General features: G+C 66.7%; 16 protein-coding genes. 5 read left to right on the top strand and 11 right to left on the bottom strand.

Going from position 1 to position 18,230, the window contains the following annotated elements; translation table 11 throughout:
• Positions 1–76: 76 nt before the first annotated feature.
• Positions 77–1,534 carry a xylulokinase gene (gene xylB / locus BM175_RS00885; protein ID WP_090958098.1) on the top strand — a complete coding sequence of 486 codons (1,458 nt, stop codon included), beginning with the start codon at positions 77–79 and terminating at the stop codon, positions 1,532–1,534.
• 21 nt (positions 1,535–1,555) lie between these two features.
• Here xylB and BM175_RS00880 read toward each other — a convergent pair whose 3' ends face one another.
• A complete protein-coding gene (locus BM175_RS00880; protein WP_090958096.1) occupies positions 1,556–2,140 on the bottom strand; it encodes an NUDIX domain-containing protein in 585 nt (194 codons plus the stop codon).
• A 107-nt stretch (positions 2,141–2,247) separates the two neighbouring features.
• Here BM175_RS00880 and BM175_RS00875 point away from each other — a divergent pair, with 107 nt between their 5' ends.
• A complete protein-coding gene (locus BM175_RS00875) occupies positions 2,248–3,003 on the top strand; it encodes a DeoR/GlpR family DNA-binding transcription regulator (protein ID WP_090958095.1) in 756 nt (251 codons plus the stop codon).
• 104 nt (positions 3,004–3,107) lie between these two features.
• On the opposite strand, the gene BM175_RS00870 is transcribed toward BM175_RS00875, so the two are convergent.
• The 6 genes from BM175_RS00870 to BM175_RS00845 all read right to left on the bottom strand — a co-directional run bounded on the left by BM175_RS00870 (position 3,108) and on the right by BM175_RS00845 (position 8,846).
• Positions 3,108–4,220, bottom strand: coding sequence for a branched-chain amino acid ABC transporter substrate-binding protein (locus tag BM175_RS00870; protein WP_090958093.1), 1,113 nt, complete (start codon positions 4,218–4,220; stop codon positions 3,108–3,110).
• A gap of 169 nt (positions 4,221–4,389) precedes the next feature.
• Positions 4,390–4,734, bottom strand: coding sequence for a DUF6867 family protein (locus BM175_RS00865; RefSeq protein WP_090958091.1), 345 nt, complete (start codon positions 4,732–4,734; stop codon positions 4,390–4,392).
• On the bottom strand, positions 4,734–5,498 hold the full coding sequence (locus BM175_RS00860) for an ABC transporter ATP-binding protein (protein ID WP_090958089.1): 765 nt from the start codon (positions 5,496–5,498) through the stop codon (positions 4,734–4,736). The genes BM175_RS00865 and BM175_RS00860 overlap by 1 nt, the downstream gene beginning before the upstream one ends.
• Positions 5,495–6,481: an ABC transporter ATP-binding protein gene (locus BM175_RS00855; protein ID WP_090958087.1), complete on the bottom strand. Its 987-nt coding sequence runs from the start codon at positions 6,479–6,481 to the stop codon at positions 5,495–5,497. The genes BM175_RS00860 and BM175_RS00855 overlap by 4 nt, the downstream gene beginning before the upstream one ends.
• Positions 6,482–6,483: 2 nt before the next feature.
• Entirely contained in the window at positions 6,484–7,941 is a 1,458-nt protein-coding gene (gene livM / locus BM175_RS00850; protein ID WP_425285250.1) for a high-affinity branched-chain amino acid ABC transporter permease LivM, read from the bottom strand.
• Between the two features lie 2 nt (positions 7,942–7,943).
• On the bottom strand, positions 7,944–8,846 hold the full coding sequence (locus tag BM175_RS00845) for an ABC transporter permease subunit (RefSeq protein WP_090958085.1): 903 nt from the start codon (positions 8,844–8,846) through the stop codon (positions 7,944–7,946).
• 239 nt (positions 8,847–9,085) lie between these two features.
• Between BM175_RS00845 and rirA the strand changes: the two genes are divergently transcribed.
• Positions 9,086–9,556: an iron-responsive transcriptional regulator RirA gene (gene rirA, locus BM175_RS00840; RefSeq protein WP_090958083.1), complete on the top strand. Its 471-nt coding sequence runs from the start codon at positions 9,086–9,088 to the stop codon at positions 9,554–9,556.
• On the opposite strand, the gene BM175_RS00835 is transcribed toward rirA, so the two are convergent.
• The 3 genes from BM175_RS00835 to BM175_RS00825 form a co-directional block, all read right to left on the bottom strand.
• Positions 9,557–10,771 (bottom strand): glycosyltransferase family 4 protein, encoded by a 1,215-nt coding sequence (locus tag BM175_RS00835; RefSeq protein WP_090958081.1) that lies wholly within the window; start codon positions 10,769–10,771, stop codon positions 9,557–9,559. It abuts the gene before it with no gap.
• 95 nt (positions 10,772–10,866) lie between these two features.
• Positions 10,867–12,252 carry an HlyD family type I secretion periplasmic adaptor subunit gene (locus tag BM175_RS00830; RefSeq protein ID WP_090958079.1) on the bottom strand — a complete coding sequence of 462 codons (1,386 nt, stop codon included), beginning with the start codon at positions 12,250–12,252 and terminating at the stop codon, positions 10,867–10,869.
• Positions 12,253–12,277: 25 nt separating this feature from the next.
• Complete coding sequence (locus BM175_RS00825) at positions 12,278–14,047, bottom strand: type I secretion system permease/ATPase (protein WP_244545813.1); 1,770 nt, start codon at positions 14,045–14,047, stop codon at positions 12,278–12,280.
• A gap of 665 nt (positions 14,048–14,712) precedes the next feature.
• Between BM175_RS00825 and BM175_RS00820 the strand changes: the two genes are divergently transcribed.
• Together BM175_RS00820 and BM175_RS00815 are read left to right on the top strand one after the other, a co-directional pair.
• Positions 14,713–16,194: a beta strand repeat-containing protein gene (locus BM175_RS00820; RefSeq protein WP_090958077.1), complete on the top strand. Its 1,482-nt coding sequence runs from the start codon at positions 14,713–14,715 to the stop codon at positions 16,192–16,194.
• Positions 16,195–16,275: 81 nt separating this feature from the next.
• On the top strand, positions 16,276–17,307 hold the full coding sequence (locus BM175_RS00815) for a sulfotransferase domain-containing protein (RefSeq protein ID WP_090958075.1): 1,032 nt from the start codon (positions 16,276–16,278) through the stop codon (positions 17,305–17,307).
• Here the strand turns inward: BM175_RS00815 and BM175_RS00810 are convergent, their stop codons facing one another.
• A complete protein-coding gene (locus tag BM175_RS00810; protein ID WP_090958074.1) occupies positions 17,308–18,216 on the bottom strand; it encodes an NAD-dependent epimerase/dehydratase family protein in 909 nt (302 codons plus the stop codon). It lies immediately after the preceding gene.
• Positions 18,217–18,230: the final 14 nt, after the last annotated feature.

Genomic DNA, 18,230 nt, shown 5'->3' with positions numbered 1-18,230 from the left:
TCCGACGTTACCTGTGAAACTCAGGAAAGAATCATCGCCGCTCGGGGCTTCCCGACCGGGGGAGGACGGGACGCGAATGGGCCATTATCTCGGGCTGGATCTGGGCACGTCGTCGCTGAAGGCCCTGATCGTCGACGAGGATCAGAACCCCGTCGCAACGGCCAGCGCCTCGCTGAACGTCACGAGACCCGCTTTCGGCTGGTCGGAGCAGGCGCCGGCCGACTGGATCGTCGCCTGCGAGGCGGTGCTCGCGGAACTGCAGGCGAAGCACCCGGCCGCGATGGCGTCCGTAAAGGGGATCGGCCTGTCCGGTCAGATGCACGGCGCGACGCTGCTCAACGGGGCCGACGAGGTGCTGCGTCCCTGCATCCTCTGGAACGACACGCGATCCCACGAGGAAGCCGAGGAACTCGACGACGAGGAAGCGCGGGCGATCACCGGCAACATCGTGTTTCCCGGCTTCACCGCGCCGAAGCTCCTCTGGGTGTCGCGCAACGAGCCGCGAACCTTCGAGCGCGTGCGCCGCGTGCTCCTGCCGAAGGACTACCTTCGTCTCTGGCTGACGGGCGAGGCCGCGTCCGACATGTCGGATGCCGCCGGCACCGCTTGGCTGCGCACCGGCGAGCGGCGCTGGTCGTCGACGATGCTGCGCCGGACGAAGCTCTCCGAGGCCGAGATGCCGCGCCTCGTCGAAGGCACCGAGGCGAGCGGAACGCTGCGCCCCGAACTCGCCAGCCGCTGGGGCCTGCCGCAGGGCGTCGTGGTCGCGGGCGGCGGCGGCGACAACGCGGCCTCGGCCTGCGGCGTCGGCGTCACGCGCCCGGGTACGGGCTTCCTGTCGCTCGGCACGTCCGGCGTCCTGTTCACGGCGAGCGCCGGCTACGACCCGGTTCCCGACACGGCGCTCCACACCTTCTGCCACGCGCTTCCCGGCCTCTGGCACCAGATGGGCGTGACGCTCTCGGCGGCGGGCTCGCTGGAATGGCTGTCCGGCGTTCTTGCCGAGAAGCCGGGCGCGCTCGTCGCGCAGGCGGGGGACGACCTGCGCGCGCCAGGGCGGCTCCTGTTCCTGCCGTATCTCTCGGGCGAGCGCACGCCCCACAACGACGCTGCCGTACGCGGCGCCTTCATCGGCCTTCAGGCCGATACGAGCCGCGCCGACATGGTCCGCGCCGTGTTGGAGGGCGTCGCCTTCTCGATCCGCGACTGCCTCGACGCCGCGCCGCATGCCTCGTGGGTGCGCCAGCTGATCGCGGTCGGCGCCGGCTCGCGCTCGGAACTCTGGCTGAAGATCATGGCGAGCGTCCTCGAGACGCCCGTCGCCCTGCCGGCGGCCGGCGACTTCGGTGCCGCCTTCGGTGCGGCGCGCCTCGGCATCTGCGCGGCCACCGGCGCGGACCCGGACTCGGTGATGACCGAACCGCCGATCGCAGCGCGCTACGAGCCGGACGAGACGCTGGTCGAATCCTTCGCCCGCGCGCACGACCGCTACCGCTCGCTTTACCCCGCCCTGATGGCCGCCGGCCGCGCCTGAGGAAGCACCTCCTGCGGCTGATCAGGCGCGCAGGAGGTGCAGGGCTGCATACTGCAGCAGCATGATCGTCTTTCCGTCGCGGATCGCGCCGGAAGCGATCATGCCGAGCGCCTCATTGATGCCGAGTTCGAGGACATCGATGTCCTCGCCCTCGTCGGCATTGCCGCCGCCGGCGGACGCACGGTCGCGGGGCGCGTATTCCGCGACGAAGAAGTGCAGCCGCTCGGTCACCGAACCGGGGCTCATGAAGGCGTCGAAGATCGGGCGGACCTCGCCTATCGCAAAGCCGGTTTCCTCGGCGGTTTCCGCGCGGATGCGTGCTTCCGGCGTCGCGTCGTCGAGAAGGCCGGCCGGCGCTTCGATCAGGAGATCGTCGTGCCCGTTCACGAAGGCCGGGTAGCGGAACTGCCGCGTCAGGATGACCGTGCGGCGTTGCGGATCGTAGAGCAGGATCGTCGCGCCGTTGCCGCGGTCGTAGGTCTCGCGCGACTGTCGCTGCCAACTCCCGTCACTGCGGCGGTAGGAGAAGACGGTCTTCTTCAGGACATACCAGTCGTCCGACAGGACCGTGACGTCTTCGACGCGAATGCGCTCGGCGATGCTCATGAAACCGTTTCCTCAATGGCAGCGCGAGAAATACGCCGCTTGGCACACGCCCAACATTCGTGCATGATCGTGCAGAGTCAAGATACTTCGTGCAACCAAGGTGAGCCATGCTGACGAGCGAGCGCAAGGCGCTGATCCTGAAAACCGTGCGACGCGACGGACGGCTCGTCGCGAAGGAGTTCAGTCGTCAGCTCGGTCTGTCGGAGGACACGATCCGGCGCGACCTGCGGGAGATGGCGGGGGAGGGGCTTCTTCAGCGCGTCCACGGCGGCGCCCTGCCGGCCTCGCCGGCCACGGCCGAATACGGCGTGCGGCAGACGATCGAAACGGACGCGAAGGCGCGGCTCGGCGCCGCGGCGGCGCGGCTCGTCCGGCCGGGTCAGGTCGTCTTCCTCGATGGCGGGACCACCAATGTCCAGCTCGCGCGTCAGCTGCCGCCGGACCTGGAGGCGACCGTCGTCACGCACAGTCCGAGCGTTGCGGTCGAACTCGCGCGACATCCACGGATCGAGGTCGAGCTGATCGGGGGCCGCCTGTTCAAGCATTCGGTCGTGGCGATGGGCGCGGCCTGTATCGAGACCCTCGGCCGGATCCGCGCTGACCTCTTCGTCATGGGCGCCACCGGCGTCCACGCGCAGGCCGGGGCCAGCACGGGCCAAGCGGAGGAGGCCGCTCTCAAGCGCTTCATCGTGCGCCAGTCGGCCGAGACGATCGTCCTTGCGACCCGCGACAAGCTCGGCGCCGCGTCGCCCTTCGGCATCGTCCCGCTGGCCGAGATCTCATCGATCATCGTCGAGCGGGACCTTCCCGATCTGCTTCTCGCCCCGCTGCGGAAGGCGGGACCCGAGATCGTCGTCGCTTGAGCGGGTACGGTCGGCTGCAGCAAGCAAAGCGCCCGGCCGCGGAAACGAGAACGGCCCGGCATGTCGCCATGCCGGGCCGTCCGTCTGTCAGGTGACAGCGTCGCTTACTTCGCGGCGGCCGTCTGGATGTAGTCGTACTTGCCGTTCTTCCATTCGTAGATGACGTAGCCCGGCAGGGTGACGTCGCCCTTGCTGTCGAACTTCAGGTCGCCGATCACGGTCGGGAAGGTCTCGGAGTCGAGCGCCTTGACGACGTCTTCGTACTCGGTCCCGCCGGCCTTCTTGGCCGCCTCGACCCAGGCCTGAATCGCGGCGTAGGTGTAGAGCGCGTAACCCTCGGCGCTCTTGCCCGAGCCCTCGATCGCCTGCACGACGGGTGCGGCGGTCGGGTTCTTGCGCGGATCCGGCGAGAAGGTCATCAGCGTGCCTTCGCCGGCATCGCCGGTGATCGCCCAGTACTCGTCGGTGACGATCGCGTCGCCCGACATGATCTTGGCGCTGACGCCCTGTTCCTTCATCTGGCGGGCGATGAGGCCGGCCTCGGTGTGGTAGCCGCCGATGTAGACGAGCTTGACGTCGGCCTGCTTCAGCTTGGAGACGAGGGCGGTGTAGTCCTTCTCGCCGGCCGAGTAGGACTCCGTCAGCGTCGGCTTCTTGCCGTTGGCTTCCATCGCCTTGGCGGTCTGCTCGGCAAGACCCTTGCCGTAGGCCGACTTGTCGTCGAGCACGGCCACGTTCTGATCCTTGAAGTTCTCGGCGATGTAAGCGCCGGCGACCTCGCCCTGCTGGTCGTCACGACCGCAGACGCGGTAGATGCCGTCCGACGGGCGCTTGTCGGTGTAGTCCGGGTTGGTCGAGGCCGGCGAGATCTCGACGATGCCCTCTTCCGAGTAGACTTGGCTGGCCGGGATCGACGAGCCCGAGCAGAAGTGGCCGGCCACGAAGGGCACGCCCTGCGAGGCGAACTGGTTGGCGACCGCCACGGCCTGCTTCGGATCGCAGGCGTCGTCGCCCACCGACAGCTTCAGCATCTCGCCGTTCACGCCGCCCGCGGCGTTGATGTCCTTGACGGCCTGCTCGGCGCCGACGCGCAGCTGCTCGCCGAAGGTGGCGTACTGGCCCGTCATCGGGCCCGCGACGCCGATCGTGATGTCGGCGAAGGCGGCGCCGCCCAGCACGACGTTGAGGGCCACACCGGCCAGAAGCGCTTTCATCATCGTTCTGTTTTCCCTGTTGATTCCCGGATCGTCATGGGCGGTCCGGCGGGTTCGTGCGTTTCGTCCCCGATGGGAGTAAAGACCAAGCCCTTGCCGAGCGGAATAGTCATTTTCAGCCGATCGCCTATTTCTGCCGCTTTTTTTCAACAATCGGGTGAATGCTCAAGTTTTATGCCTTCTCGAAGCGGTACTGCCGCGCCATCTGGCCGGCTCGCGTGCGACCGCGACCGAGCGATGCGACGGCGAGAATCACGGCAAAGTCGATCACAGCGTAGTGCAGGGCCGTCGGCAACGTCGCCGCGGGCAGGAAGAACGTTCCGTGGAACAGGCTGAAGTGCAGGAAGCGAATCGCGACCGCGAGGAGCAAGCAGTAGAAGACCATCAGGCCCCAGCCGCTCCACGAGCGCGCAGTGGAGCGTCCGATCGCATAGGCCAGCGCGCCGCCGATCACGACCGTGACGATCAGGAACTCGAAGAACGTCACCTCCCAGAGGAGGGCCATTTCCTTCTGCATCAGTGATGCCCTCCCTCGAGATAGGCGCTGCGGACTTCCTCACGGGCCAGGAGCTCGCGCCCGGTGCCGCTCATGGTGATGCGGCCGTTGACCATCACGTAGCCGCGATGGGCGAGGCGGAGTGCATGGAAGGCGTTTTGCTCGACGAGGAAGACCGTGAGGCCTTCGTTGCGGTTGAGCTCGCGCACCGCCTCGAAGATCTGCTTGACGATCAGGGGGGCGAGGCCGAGCGAGGGCTCGTCGAGGAGGAGCAGCTTCGGCCGGCTCATCAGCGCGCGGCCGATCGCCAGCATCTGCTGCTCGCCGCCCGACAGCGTGCCGCCGCGCTGCCCGGCACGTTCTTTCAGGCGCGGGAACAGCTCGAACACCTTGCGCAGGTCGTCGTCGAAGTGCTCCTGCCCGACGAGCGTCGTGCCCATCTGGAGGTTCTCCATCACGGTCATCCGGCCGAAGATGCGCCGCCCCTCGGGCGACTGCGCGATCTGCCGGGTCATGATCGTGTGGGTCGGCAGCTGCGAGATGTCCTCGCCGCGATAGAGGATCTGGCCCGAACGGGCGCGCGGGTTGCCGCAGATCGTCATCATCAGCGTCGACTTGCCGGCGCCGTTGGCGCCGATCAGCGTGACGATCTCGCCGTCGCCGACGTCGAGATCGACACCCTTCAGCGCCTGGATCTTGCCGTAGAAGGTCTCGACGCCGCGGATCGACAGGAGCGGCCGGGCCGTGGCCGTCGCCGCAGGGGTTGCAGTCATCGTCGCGCTCATGCGCCCGCTCCTCCCGGCAGTCCGGCCGTGGCGACCGCGCCGTCGATGTCGCCCTGGTCGAGCTTGGCTTCCACCGCCTCGACCTCCTCGTCGTCGACGCCGAGATAGGCGGCGATCACGCGCGGATCGTTGCGGACCGCATGGGCGGTGCCGTCCGAGATCTTGGTGCCGTAGTCGAGCACCACGACGTGGTCGGAAATCTCCATCACGACGCCCATGTCGTGCTCGATCAGAAGGATCGACACGCCGAAGTCGTCGCGCAGCGAGCGGAGCAGCGTGTTGAGCTCGGCCGATTCGCGCGGGTTGAGGCCGGCGGCCGGCTCGTCGAGGCACAGGAGCACCGGGTCGGTGCACATGGCGCGCGCGATCTCCAGCCGGCGCTGGTCGCCGTAGGAAAGATCGGCCGCCGGATCGTCGGCGCGGTGGAGGAGGGCGGTGCGCTTCAGCCAGTCCACCGCGCGGTCCTGCGCGGCTTCCTTGGCGCGGCGGTAGCCCGGCAGGCCGAGAAGGCCGCCGACCGTGAAGCCGGACGCCGCCATCAGCTTGTTGTGCTGGGCGACGAGAAGGTTCTCGAAGACCGTCATGCCGCCGAACAGGCGGATGTTCTGGAAGGTGCGCGCGACGCCAGCGACTTCCGTGATGCGAAAGTCGCTCATGCGCTCGAGCAGGAACACCTCGCCACCCGACACCTTGCGGCTCTGGGCGCCGGTGCGGGTGAGCGCCACGACCTCGTCCTGGCCGATGCCGGTGCCGCGGCGGAGCGCGATGCGACCCTCGGTCGGCTTGTAGAACCCGGTCACGCAGTTGAACACGGTCGTCTTGCCGGCGCCGTTCGGGCCGATGAGGGCCGTGATGTCGCCGCGACCGACCTCGAAGGACAGGTCGTTGATCGCGACGAGCCCGCCGAACCGCATGGTCAGGTGCTCGACCGTCAGCACCGGGTCGCGCATCCAGCGACCCGTCGTTTCCGTCGTCATGGCCATGATCAGTGCCCCTCGCCCTGAGCGACCATGTCGGCCCCGATCGCCTTGCGTTCCTTGTAGACGGCCGACGGCTGGCGGGAGGACACGAGCCCGCGCGGCTTCCAGACCATGATGGCGACCATGGCGACGCCGAAGATCAGCATGCGGTACTGCGTGGGATCGAAGCCCGCACCGAACACGACCTCCAGGAAGCCGAGATTACGCAGGAGTTCGATGCCGCCGATCATCACGATCGAGGCGATCACGACACCGATCTGCGAGCCGAGGCCGCCGAGCACCACGATGGCGAGGATGATCGCCGATTCGAGGAACGTGAAGCTTTCCGGCGAGATGAAGCCCTGGCGCGTGGCGAAGAACGAGCCTGCGAAGCCGCCGAACATGGCGCCCGTCGCGAACGCCGTCAGCTTGACGTTGGTCGTGTTGATGCCGAGCGCCCGGCAGGCGATCTCGTCCTCGCGCAGCGCTTCCCAGGCCCGGCCGACCGGCATGCGGCGCATGCGCAGCGTCACGAAGTTGGTCAGAAGCGCGAGCGCCAGGATGATGTAGTAAAGGAAGATGAAGCGGTGGATGCCGTCGTACTGGATGCCGAAGTAGTCCGAGAATGACCCTTCGCCGCGGCCGAAGTCGAGGCCGAAGAGGGTCGGACGCGGAATGCCGAGAAGACCGTTCGGGCCGCCCGTCACCTGGTACCAGTTGAGGAGCACCACGCGGATGATCTCGCCGAAGGCGAGCGTCACGATGGCGAGGTAGTCGCCCCGCAGGCGCAGCACCGGGAAGCCGAGCACGATGCCCCAGAGCGCGGCGAAGAGCCCCGCCATCGGCAGGCAGACCCAGAAACCGAGGTCGAAGTTGATGGCGAGGAGCGCGAAGGAGTAGGCGCCGACCGCATAGAACGCGACATAGCCGAGGTCGAGAAGGCCCGCGAGGCCGACCACGATGTTCAGGCCCCAGCCGAGCATGACATAGGTCAGGATCAGGATCGCGAGATCGATCAGGTAGCGGTCGCTCGACGGCGCCACGACCCGGATGAGGAACGGTAGCACCAGCGCGAGGCCGAGGAGCCCGACGCCGAGGAAGCGGCCAAGGCCGGCCCCCTTGGTGGAGACGGTCTTGCCGGCCTTGGCCGAGCCCGTGCCCTTTTCCTTGCGCTGGAAGAGGACGAGGCTGAGGACGAGGCGTACGCCGAAGGCGAGCGCGATCGCGATGAACCAGATGTCCCAGCGCACCGACAGGACGAGGCCGCCCGGCGCGATGTCCGTGCGCATCAGAAGGAAGAACAACGTCAGCGCGCCGACGATCGCGGCGGTGACGAGCGCCTCGCGCAGCGCGACGGCAAAGCTCGGCCCGGAGGGCGGCGCTTCAGCCGCCGGCGGTACGCCGCGCATGGCGTCGCGACGCATCTCCTCTTCGATCTGCGCGCCCTCGGGCGTGGTCGTGGACGGGGTCTGAGGACCGGCCATGATCAGACCTTCTCCACTTCAGGCCGGCCGAGAAGGCCGGAGGGCAGGAAGATCAGGACGATCGCGAGGATCGAGAAGGCGGCGACGTCCTTGTACTCGACCGAGAAATAGCCCGACCAGAAGGTTTCGATGAGACCGATCGCGAGGCCGCCGAGCATGGCGCCCGGCAGCGAGCCGATGCCGCCGAGAACGGCCGCGGTGAAGGCCTTAACCCCGGCGAGGAAGCCGATGTAGAAGTCGATGACGCCGTAATAGAGGAGGTACATCGTGCCGGCGACCGCCGCGAGCGATGCGCCCATCACGAAGGTCAGCGAGATCGTCCGGTCGACGTTGACGCCGAGAAGCGCGGCCATCTTGGAATCCTGCTCGCAGGCGCGCTGCTGGCGACCGAGCGGCGTGCGCGCGATGAGAAGCGAGAACACCGTCATCAGCACCAGCGTCACGATGATGATCGTGATCTGCATGTAGGAGATTTGAACGCCCGGAATGACCTGCACCGCGCCCTGGATTTGCGGCGGCAGCGGCTTCACGCGGGCCCCCTGCGACACCTGCACGAAGTTCTGCAGGAAGATCGACATGCCGATGGCGGTGATCAGCGGCGCAAGGCGGAACGAGCCGCGAAGCGGACGGTAGGCGATCCGCTCGATCGACCAGCCCCAAAGGGCGGTGAACAGCATCGCCACGACGATCATCAGAAGCAGCACGATCGGCAGGAACGTCACGCCCATCGAGATCAGCACGAGGAACGTCGTCAGCGCGATGAACGAGCCGATCATGAAGACCTCGCCATGGGCGAAGTTGATCATGCCGATGATGCCGTAGACCATCGTGTAGCCGATGGCGATCAATCCGTAGATCGATCCCAGCGTCACGCCGTTGATCAATTGTTGCAGGAAGTATTCCATGGAGCCTCGTTGATTCGAGCCGCTTCGGGCGGCGAGCGTCAACGCTCCGTCGCACATCCCTCATGCATGGCGAATTTCTTAGCAACTCGAAAAGCTTTCGCCAACGCGCCCATAGCGCACGGGCGTGGAAAAGCGACAATTCTGCGACAACCATGCACGATGCCGCCGCATTTCCCATGCGCTTGGAATTGTTCTAAGGAAACATCATCTGCTCGGCAGCCCGCCCGAGGGAGGACTTGATGCGGCTCACGCGCCAGACGAACTACGCCATTCGACTCCTGATGTACTGCGCGGTCAACACCGAGCGGCTGAGCCGCGTCGGCGACGTCGCGGCAGCCTACAACGTGTCGGAACTCTTCCTCTTCAAGATCCTTCAGCCGCTGGTGGAGGCGGGCTTCGTCGAGACCGTCCGCGGCCGCAACGGCGGCATCCGGCTGGCGCGTCCTGCCGCCGCGATCACCCTTCGCGAAGTGGTGGAGACGACGGAAGAAAGCTTCGCGATGGCCGAATGCTTCGAGACCGGCGCGGTGGATTGCCCGCTGATCGACAGCTGCGCCCTGAACGCCGCGCTCCGCAGCGCGCTCGACGCCTTTCTCTCGACGCTCGGCAACTACACGATCGAGGGGCTCGTGTCGTCGAGCGGCGCGATCCGCAACCGGCTCGGCCTCGGCGAAGCGATAGCGCCCGCGCCGATTCCGCTGGCGAGCTGATCAGCCGAGCATCCGGCCGATCAGGTTGAGCTGTGCGGGCAGACAGACCCGCTTCAGCTCGTAGTCGCGAACGATCGTCCGGCGTGCCTCGCGGCGCATCTCGCGATACTTTTCCGGCTGGCGCAGCGCCTCGACCACCGTGTCGGCGAGCTCCTGCGGATCGAAGAAGTCGACGAGCAGCCCGTTCTCGCCGTGTCGCACGACCTCCTCGACCGGCGCGGTGCGCGATCCGATGAGCAGGCACTCGCTCGCCATCGATTCCAGCATCGACCAGGACAGGACGAACGGATAGGTCAAATAGACGTGGGCCGCAGACACCTGCAGCAGCGTCTTGAAGTCCTCGTACTCGACGCGCCCGACGAAGTGCACGCGCGTCTCGTCGACCGGGTTCTCCTTGAGGAAGCGTGCCTTGTAGGTCTCGCCCTCTGGCAAACGGGCCCCATAGGACACGCCGTCGCCGCCAACGATTACGATCCGCGCGTCCGGCGCCTTGGCGAGGATGCGGTTGATCGCGCGCATGAAGATATGCGAGCCGCGATAGGGCTCGATGTTGCGTGCAACATAGGTGACGACAGGCGCCGACTTGTCGTAGGTGCGCCCCTCAAGCGTGATGGACGGCGCCTTGGCGGGCCCGATCTGGTCGGTATCCACCCCGTCGTGGATCACCTTCACCTTGGGCTGGAAGACGGACGGGATGCGGCTGTGCTGCCAGCGCGTCGGCGACAGGCCGAGATCGGTCGATTCGAGAGCGGACAGAATGACCTGGTTGCGGCAGCGCAATTGGAACTTCAGTTCGGTCTGGCTCGGGAACTCGGGGTCGAAGCCGACGTCGGCGCCCGTCGCGCTGTAGTAGAACTCGATGTAGCTCAGCAGCGGAACGTCGGGAAAGATGTCCTTGACGAACTGCGTCTCGCCCCAGCCGCTGTGCCCGATGATGATGTCCGGGCGCACATTCTCCTTCTGCATCTGCAGGAGAAGCCGCGCCACCGCCTGACCGTGGAGGATCGCGTCCTCGGTGGTGCGCAGGTAGTTGTGGATCTGCGGATTCGGCGCGCGGTGCGGCGTGTATTCCACCAGCCGGACGCCTGCGAGGCGGTTCTTGGTCGGCTTAGTGATGAAGAAGACCCGGTTGTGCTGGGCCAAGGCCCGGCACAGGTGGAGAAACTGGCCGGGAAAGTTCTGATGGATGAAGAGAAGCGTCTTGTTCTGGATCATGATCTACGCGGCATGGAAACGGGACGGCATCCCGTCACGCGGCGACGATCGGGACGGCGAGAGGCGGCGCACCGAAGCGCGCCGCCGGATTGGCTCTATTCCTCGCGGAAGGCGCGATCCATCGAGCGCGTGATCGGCGCGAGGATGTAGTCCAGCGCCGTGCGCTCGCCCGTCGGGATGATGACCTCGGCCGGCATGCCGGGATAAAGGCGGATGTCGTGCGACAGGTGGGCGAGGGCGCTCGGGGCCACCTCGACGTCGGCCTTGAAGTAGGCCGTGCCGTTCTCGGTCGTCAGCCGGTCCGGCGACACGCGCAGGATTCGTCCGTTGACCGATGGCGTGGTGCTCTGATTGTAGGCCGTGAGCTTCACCATCGCGTTCATGTCGGGCTCGACCTTGGCGATGTCCTGCGGCTGGATCATCGCCTCGATGATGAGCTGCGTGTTTTCCGGCACGAGATCGAGGATGCGCTCGCCGGGGCCAAGCACGCCGCCGTCGGTGAACTGCGTGAGACCGAGCACGGTGCCGGTCACGGGCGCGCGGACCTCAGTCAGCGCCAGCGTTGCCTTGGCCGACTGGAGGCGCGGCACAATGTTGGCCATCTCGGACTGGACGTTGCTGATGCCCTCGTTGGCTTCCGTCAGACGGTCCTGCTTCAGCCGGTTCATCTGCATCTCCGCCTCGCCCTGTGTCTCCCGGGCCTCGGCGATCTGCGACTTCAAGGATCCGGTCTGGCCGCCGAGATCGACGGAGGCGCGCTCGAGCGCCAGAACCTGCGTCTTGGGCGCGAGGCCCTTGGCCAGCAGCGAGGCGACGCCCTTCTTCTCCTCCTCGATCAGCTCCTGCTGGCGGTCGATCGAGTTGATCTGGATCTGGTATCCGCTGATGCGGGTTTCGAGCTGCTGGCGGCGCTGCTGCAGGATCTCGACCTGCGTCTCCAGGCCCATCTTGCGGGTCTGGAACAGGGTGGTCTGATCGGTGATCAACTGCTCGATCGCCGGATCGTCGCGCCGCTCGAGCACCTCCGGCGGGAAGGTGATCTCCTCGTCGCCCTTGCTTTCCGCGGTGAAGCGAGCGCGGCGGGCGAGGAGGTTCATGAGCTGGTTGTCGTAGACCTCGTAGGCCGAGCGCGCCTGCACGTCGTCCATGCGCAGGAGAACGTCGCCGGCCTGCACATGCTGGCCGTCGCGCACCATCACCGACTTCACGATGCCGCCGTCGCGGTTCTTCACGACCTTGCGGCTGTCCTCGACCTTGACGACGCCGCCCGCCAGCACCGCGCCCGAAAGCGGCGCGAAGGCCGCCCAGGTGCCGATGCCGACGATGAAGACGCCGACGATCACGGAACCCAGAAGGATCGGGCGTCGAAGGTTGAACTCGTAAGCCCCGTCGTCCCCGCCGGGCTTGGCGAGCTTGGGCACCTCGCCCGGCTGCGCGGGCTGCTCGTCGTCGGGCTTCTTCCTGAAGGCGATCACGGACATGGGTCTATCTCTCGAAGCTTCAGGGTCAGGACGAGGCCGGGATGGCCTTCGGCTCCGGTGCAGCGGCCACCGCTGGCTGCGGCTGGGGCTGCTGCGTCGCCGGAGCCGGAGCCGGGGCGACGACGCGGGCGAGCACCTCGTCGCGCGGGCCGAAGCGCTCCACCATGCCGTCGCGCAGGAGCAGGATCTTGTTGGAGTAGTTCAGCGCCGACATGCGATGCGAGATGACCACCACGGTCGAGCCGATACGGCGGAGCGCGACGATTGCGGCGAGCAGCGCCTGCTCGCCATCCGAATCGAGCGAGGCGTTGGGCTCGTCCAGCACCACGAAGGACGGGTTGCCGTAGACGGCGCGTGCGAGCGCGACGCGCTGGCGCTGGCCGACCGAGAGCATCGCACCGCCTTCGCCGAGTTCGGTGTCGTAGCCGTCCGGCAGGCGCAGGATCAGGTCGTGGCAACCGGCCATTCTGGCGGCGGCGAGCACGGCGGCGTCGTCCGGCTGCGGCGCGAAACGCGCGATGTTCTCGCGGACGGTGCCCGAGAAGAGTTCGACGTCCTGCGGCAGGTAGCCGATGTGGCGGCCGATATGGTCGCGGCCCCAGGAGTGCATCTCGGCACCGTCGAGGCGGACCGAGCCGGAGGTCGGACGCTGCACACCGATCAGGAGGCGAGCGAGCGAGCTCTTGCCGGCGCCCGACGGGCCGATGAGGCCGAGGCAGTCGCCCGGCTCCAGCGCGAAGTTGAGGTTCTTCAGGAGTGCCTTGTTCGTGCCCGGAAAGGCGTAGAAGCAGCCTTCGACCGACAGCTTGCCGGCGGGACGCGGCAGTTCCATGCCGCGCTCGGCGGCCGGGAACTCGAGGAGGAGGGCGTTCAGGCGCTCAAAGCTCTGGCGCGTGTTGACGATGGTGCTCCACGAGCCGACCGCGCGCTGCACCGGGGCCAGCGCCTTCGACACCAGCATCACGGCCGCGAACATGATGCCGGGGCCGGCAAGGCCCTCGATCACCAGCAGCGCGCCGCCGGCGAGCATCGAGACCTGCAGGAAGTTGTTGAGGAAGCGGATCGCCGCCTGCACCGACCCGCCGCGCTCCGACGCCTCCTCCTGCGAGGCGAGCATGGCGAGGCGGTCGCGGTTCCAGCGGTTGGTCAGGCCCGGCAGCATGCCCATCGCGTAGATGACTTCGGCGTTGCGCAGGCCCGAATCGGTCGCCGCGTAGGAGCGCTGGCCGGCGATGTTGGCCTCCTTCAGTGCCGGCTTCGTCACGTATTCATTGAGGAGCGCGAGCCCGAACAGGAGAATCGCGCCGACCGTCGCGGCCATGCCGAGGCGCCAGTCGATCATGGTGATGACGATCAGGAAGATCGGCGCCCAGGGCGTGTCGAGGATCGTGTTGGTGACGTTGCCGGCGATGCCCTGGCGGAACGTGTCGAGGTCGCGCAGCGCCGAAGCGCGGGCCGGGCGCCCGGCGCGGAGCCCGGCGTTCACGACGGCGTCGAGCAGGCGCGGCGCCATCTTGCGGTCGATCATCGAGCCGATGCCGATGAGGATGCGCCCGCGCAGTTCCTCGAGCGCGATCATCACGACGAAGGCCATGATCACCGCGATCGACAGGTAGATCAGCGTCGCTTCCGAATGCGAGGTGATGACGCGGCTGTAGACCTGCGTCATGTAGAGCGGCATCGCCAGGAACAGGAGGTTCGATCCGAAGGAGAACAGCGCGGCGAAGGCCATGGGCTTGGCACCGGCGCGGAGCGCATCGCGCATTTCGGGCGCGAGGTTGACGTTGGGCTGCATGGATCGCCTTTGCGGACGGAACGCTGCGGAACACGAACGACGCCCGCAAGCCGGATCCCGCTCCCATCAGCCAATCACGGCATCATGAGGGCAGTCCCGGTAGGCGCTCGGCGTCGCGCCCGGACCATACAACCAAACGCGCGCATTTCCTACGTCCCGCATGCGTTTCGGTTGCGGTCCGAAACCGGGGAGCTCGTGATTGGATCAGCGAGGCGGATGGCTGGAGCGACGTGAAATCCGCACGCGGCGAGCGATCTGGTTTCGAGAATGCTTCGTCCGCGATCGGGCGCCTCCGCGAGCGCGTCCTTGACTGGCAGGTGAGAAGCGCCATGGAGCCGTCCTTGTTCGCGATTTGATCGCGTTTGTAGGGCGGATCGTGCACTGTATTGAGAAACCGTTAAATGGTTCCACCCGCAGCAGAAAAAATCTGCGACGCCCGTAGTTGTGGCGGCCGCGCCACACGCTTTGAGCCGCCTGCTGTTTGGTCCTCTAAAGTTTAATCATTGCGCGTTGCCTTACCCAAGACCGTCTGCTACCCGGTTAAGCAGTTTCAAGGTTCTGGGCCTGTGCGGTGGCGACATCGCTTGGTCGGCCTGAGAGAGGCCTATCTCGGCCTCACCGGGACCTGGGAGCTTTGATCAAACCGCTTGGACGGAGATTCCACCGTGGCAGTCTACAATTACGAAACGATCACCGCAGCTGAAGCGGCGGCGTTCAATCCGGCTACCGACAACCTGCTCTTCACGAACGTCAGCGCGTCCGCGATCGCCGTTGCGCTCGGTGCTTCGACGACCACGCTGGTGGGTGCTGGCCGCACCGTCGTTCTCGGCACGACCGGCACGACCGTGAACGACTACATCTTCGCTGACGGTTCGCAGCTTTACGTCGGCACGAATCTCGCGAACACCGAGACGCTCGGAGCCGCCAATTCGGCTGCCTTCGGCTTTGATGGCATCGACACCTACACCGTGAGCGCGACCGGCGCATACGTGTCGGGCGGCATGGGCGCCGACGTCATCACCGTCGACGCCGACGGTGCTGGCTCCATCTTCGGTGGCATGGGCGGCGACACCATCAACCTCGGTGGCGACGTTGGTTCCTTCGCCAACGGCAACGTCGGCAACGACACCTTCGCGATCACGGGTACCGGTTCCAACACCGTGTACGGCGGTCAGGACACCGACACCTTCAACGTGTCGGGCACCGGTTCGCACTTCCTGTCGGGCGACCTCGGGACCGACACCTTCAACATTGCCACGTCGTCCGGCACGAGCAGCGTGTTCGGCGGCGAGGGTGTTGATACGTTCACCGTCTCGGGCAACTCGGCGAACCTGCTGAGCGGCAATCAGGGCGCTGATGTGTTCGTCATCAGCGGTAACGGCAACAACACCGTGTTCGGTGGTCAGGATGCCGACACGTTCACCGTTACCGGCACCGGCAACAACACGCTGTCGGGCGATCTCGGCGACGACACGTTCACGATCGATGCTGCTGCCACGGGCAACAACACGATCCTTGGCGGCGACGGTGTCGACACGATCACGATCTCGGGCACCGGCAACAACGTTGTGAACGGCAACGTCGGTGCGGACGTCATCACCGTGTCGGCTTCGGCGACGGGCGAGAACGTGATCTTCGGCGGTCGCGGTGACGACTCCGTCGACGCCTCGCTGTCGACTGTTGCCATCACGCTGAACGGCGACAACGGTAACGACACGCTGATCGGCGGCGCGGGCAACGACACCATCACCGGTGGCGCTGGCAACGACAACCTGACCGGCGGTGCGGGCACGAACACGTTCGTGTTCAACGCTGGCGACGCTCCGGTTTCGGCTACGGGCGACGTGATCGTGGACTTCACGGCCGGCACCAACAACGTGATCGACTTCGGTTCGACGGCCGGCAACGGCATCAACTACGTCGAGCAGTCGTTCGGTTCGGCGATCTCGTTCGACGCCGCTGTGACGCAGGCTAACAACGCGTTCAATGGTTCGGTCACGTACGCTCTGTACGAGAACGTCACGGTCAACGGCACCGCCACGACCGTTCTGTTCGCCGACACGAACGGCGACGGCACGGTTGACGCCTCGGTCGTCCTGACCGGCGTCACGACCGCCGATTTCTCGGCTGCCAACATCGTCGGCTGATCGGCTTCGATCGACTGACCATCGGGAAGGCCGCCTCGTGCGGCCTTCTTCGTTTCTGCAGGCGGACGGCGGGTTCTCATCGTGGCCAAGGTCAATCTCATCGTCGGCGGCGTCCAGAAGGGCGGGACGACGACGATCTCGCAACATCTGCGCAACCATCCGCTGATCGCCTTCGGCGATACGAAGGAACTGCACGTCGCAAGCGACAAGGATCGCTTCGCCGATCCCGACTACGACCTGAACGACGCCTACCCCGGGCGCTTCGCCAACCTCGTCGCGATGGAGGGCGTTCTGCCGCGCTATCTCGCGGATGCGACGCCTGTCTACTGCTACTGGCCGAACGCCATCGAGCGGCTCGCGGCCTACAATCCCGCGACGCGCCTCGTCCTGATCTATCGCGACCCGATCGAGCGCGCCTATTCGCACTGGAAGATGGAGTACTTCCACGGACGCGAGACGCTGTCGTTTCCGGAAGCGATCCGCTCCGGCCGCTCGCGCGTCGCCAGCGACCCGACCGCGCCCGGCTTCCACCGAGTCTTCTCCTATGTCGAGCGCGGCTTCTACGCGAACCAGCTCCGCCGCGTGTTCGCCCATTTCCCGCGTGAGCAGGTGCTCGTCCTCGAGACGCGCGCGTTGGAACAGCGCGTCGAGGAGACGCTTGCCCGCATCTGGAGTTTCCTGGAACTCGACGCGCCGGCAGCAGCCCCGAAGCCCCTGCGCGAAAACACCGCCTTCGCCCACGACTACGGCTACGAGTTCGACCAGCGCGACGGCGAGTTCCTGTATCGCCTGTTCCAGTACGAGATCGAGGCCTTCGCCGAGCTCAGCGGCGTCGATGTCTCGCACTGGGGCGCCGCCTATCGCGGCATGACCTCGATCGCCTCGGCTGACGTCCTGCGCGAGCGCACCCCGCGGCCGAACCTGGCATTCCAGCCGTTCGACGCCTCGCACGCGTCCGCCTCCGGCGCGCTGCACGAGGACACGGCCTTCGAGGGGCCGCCGGTCAAGCGGGATCTCCAGGCCGAGATCGACCGGCTGCGCGCCGAGAACGAGGAACTGCGGGCCCAACTCGCCGGCACGACGGAGAAGCGCCGGAGCTGGTTCGGTCGCTGATCAGTCTCGCAGCGTCAGCCGCAACCCGTCCATGAACGGCGTCTTCGGCCGCCAGCCGAGGAGCTGACCCGCAAGCGTGATGTCGAGGACGTTGGCGTCGACGTCCGAATTGCGCGTGCCGCCGTCCTCGCGGGCGAAGCGTTCGCCGAGCACGCTTTCCACCGCCTCGATCACGTCCACGATTCGCCGGCCTTCGCCCGAGCCGATGTTGATCGTACGGCCGGCCGCGCCCGGGGCGGTGAGGCTCAGCGCCACGGCGTCCGCGAGATCGTCGATATAGAGGAAGTCGCGGATCGCCTGACCGCCGTTGATGATGCGCACGGGTAGCCCCTGCGCATGGCGCTGTAGAAGGGCGGGAATCAGCCCCTGTCCCTTGCGGAAGGTCTGGCCGGGGCCGAACGGGTTGGCGACGCGCAGGATCACCGAATCAAGATCGTGCAGCCGGCCGTACATGCCGATGTACTGCTCCACCACGAGCTTCGTCATGCCGTGGGAGGAGAGCGGCCGGGCCTCGTGCGTCTCCGGGATCGGCAACGTCTGCGGCTGGCCGTAGACCGTGCCGCCCGACGACAGGAACACGTAGCGCTCGATCTTCGCCGCCAGGCAGGCTTCCAGGAAGGCGACCTGCGGCAGCACGTTGTCGCGGATGTCGCTGACGGCATAGCGGTTCTGCAGGCCGGGCGACGAGGTCGAGATGAGCTGCACCACGACGCGCAGGTCGGTCAGCGCCGAGGCCATCGCCAGTTCATCGCCGAGATCGGCTTGGACGATCTCGACATCGGTGGGAAGCGAAGCGGCGAAGGCCGGATCGATGTGGCGCGAGACGGCGCGCACGCGCTCCGGCCCGCCGGCGAGCCGCCGCACGAGATGCCGGCCGATGAAGCCGTTGGCGCCGAAGATGCCGATCATCGAGGAACCCTCAT

The organism is Aureimonas phyllosphaerae (assembly GCF_900113065.1).
GTDB lineage: Bacteria > Pseudomonadota > Alphaproteobacteria > Rhizobiales > Rhizobiaceae > Aureimonas > Aureimonas phyllosphaerae.
This window is presented reverse-complemented; position numbering and strand designations above follow the sequence as displayed.

Bases quoted from the DNA above. Each gene is read 5' to 3' on its own strand.
- BM175_RS00835 (WP_090958081.1), bottom strand. From the start codon at position 10,771: ATGATCCAGAACAAGACGCTTCTCTTCATCCATCAGAACTTTCCCGGC.
- BM175_RS00880 (WP_090958096.1), bottom strand. From the start codon at position 2,140: ATGAGCATCGCCGAGCGCATTCGCGTCGAAGACGTCACGGTCCTGTCG.
- BM175_RS00865 (WP_090958091.1), bottom strand. From the start codon at position 4,734: ATGCAGAAGGAAATGGCCCTCCTCTGGGAGGTGACGTTCTTCGAGTTC.
- BM175_RS00830 (WP_090958079.1), bottom strand. From the start codon at position 12,252: ATGTCCGTGATCGCCTTCAGGAAGAAGCCCGACGACGAGCAGCCCGCG.
- xylB (WP_090958098.1), top strand. From the start codon at position 77: ATGGGCCATTATCTCGGGCTGGATCTGGGCACGTCGTCGCTGAAGGCC.
- BM175_RS00870 (WP_090958093.1), bottom strand. From the start codon at position 4,220: ATGATGAAAGCGCTTCTGGCCGGTGTGGCCCTCAACGTCGTGCTGGGC.
- livM (WP_425285250.1), bottom strand. From the start codon at position 7,941: ATGGCCGGTCCTCAGACCCCGTCCACGACCACGCCCGAGGGCGCGCAG.
- BM175_RS00855 (WP_090958087.1), bottom strand. From the start codon at position 6,481: ATGGCCATGACGACGGAAACGACGGGTCGCTGGATGCGCGACCCGGTG.
- BM175_RS00860 (WP_090958089.1), bottom strand. From the start codon at position 5,498: ATGAGCGCGACGATGACTGCAACCCCTGCGGCGACGGCCACGGCCCGG.
- BM175_RS00810 (WP_090958074.1), bottom strand. From the start codon at position 18,216: ATGATCGGCATCTTCGGCGCCAACGGCTTCATCGGCCGGCATCTCGTG.
- BM175_RS00845 (WP_090958085.1), bottom strand. From the start codon at position 8,846: ATGGAATACTTCCTGCAACAATTGATCAACGGCGTGACGCTGGGATCG.
- BM175_RS00825 (WP_244545813.1), bottom strand. From the start codon at position 14,047: ATGCAGCCCAACGTCAACCTCGCGCCCGAAATGCGCGATGCGCTCCGC.
- BM175_RS00875 (WP_090958095.1), top strand. From the start codon at position 2,248: ATGCTGACGAGCGAGCGCAAGGCGCTGATCCTGAAAACCGTGCGACGC.
- rirA (WP_090958083.1), top strand. From the start codon at position 9,086: ATGCGGCTCACGCGCCAGACGAACTACGCCATTCGACTCCTGATGTAC.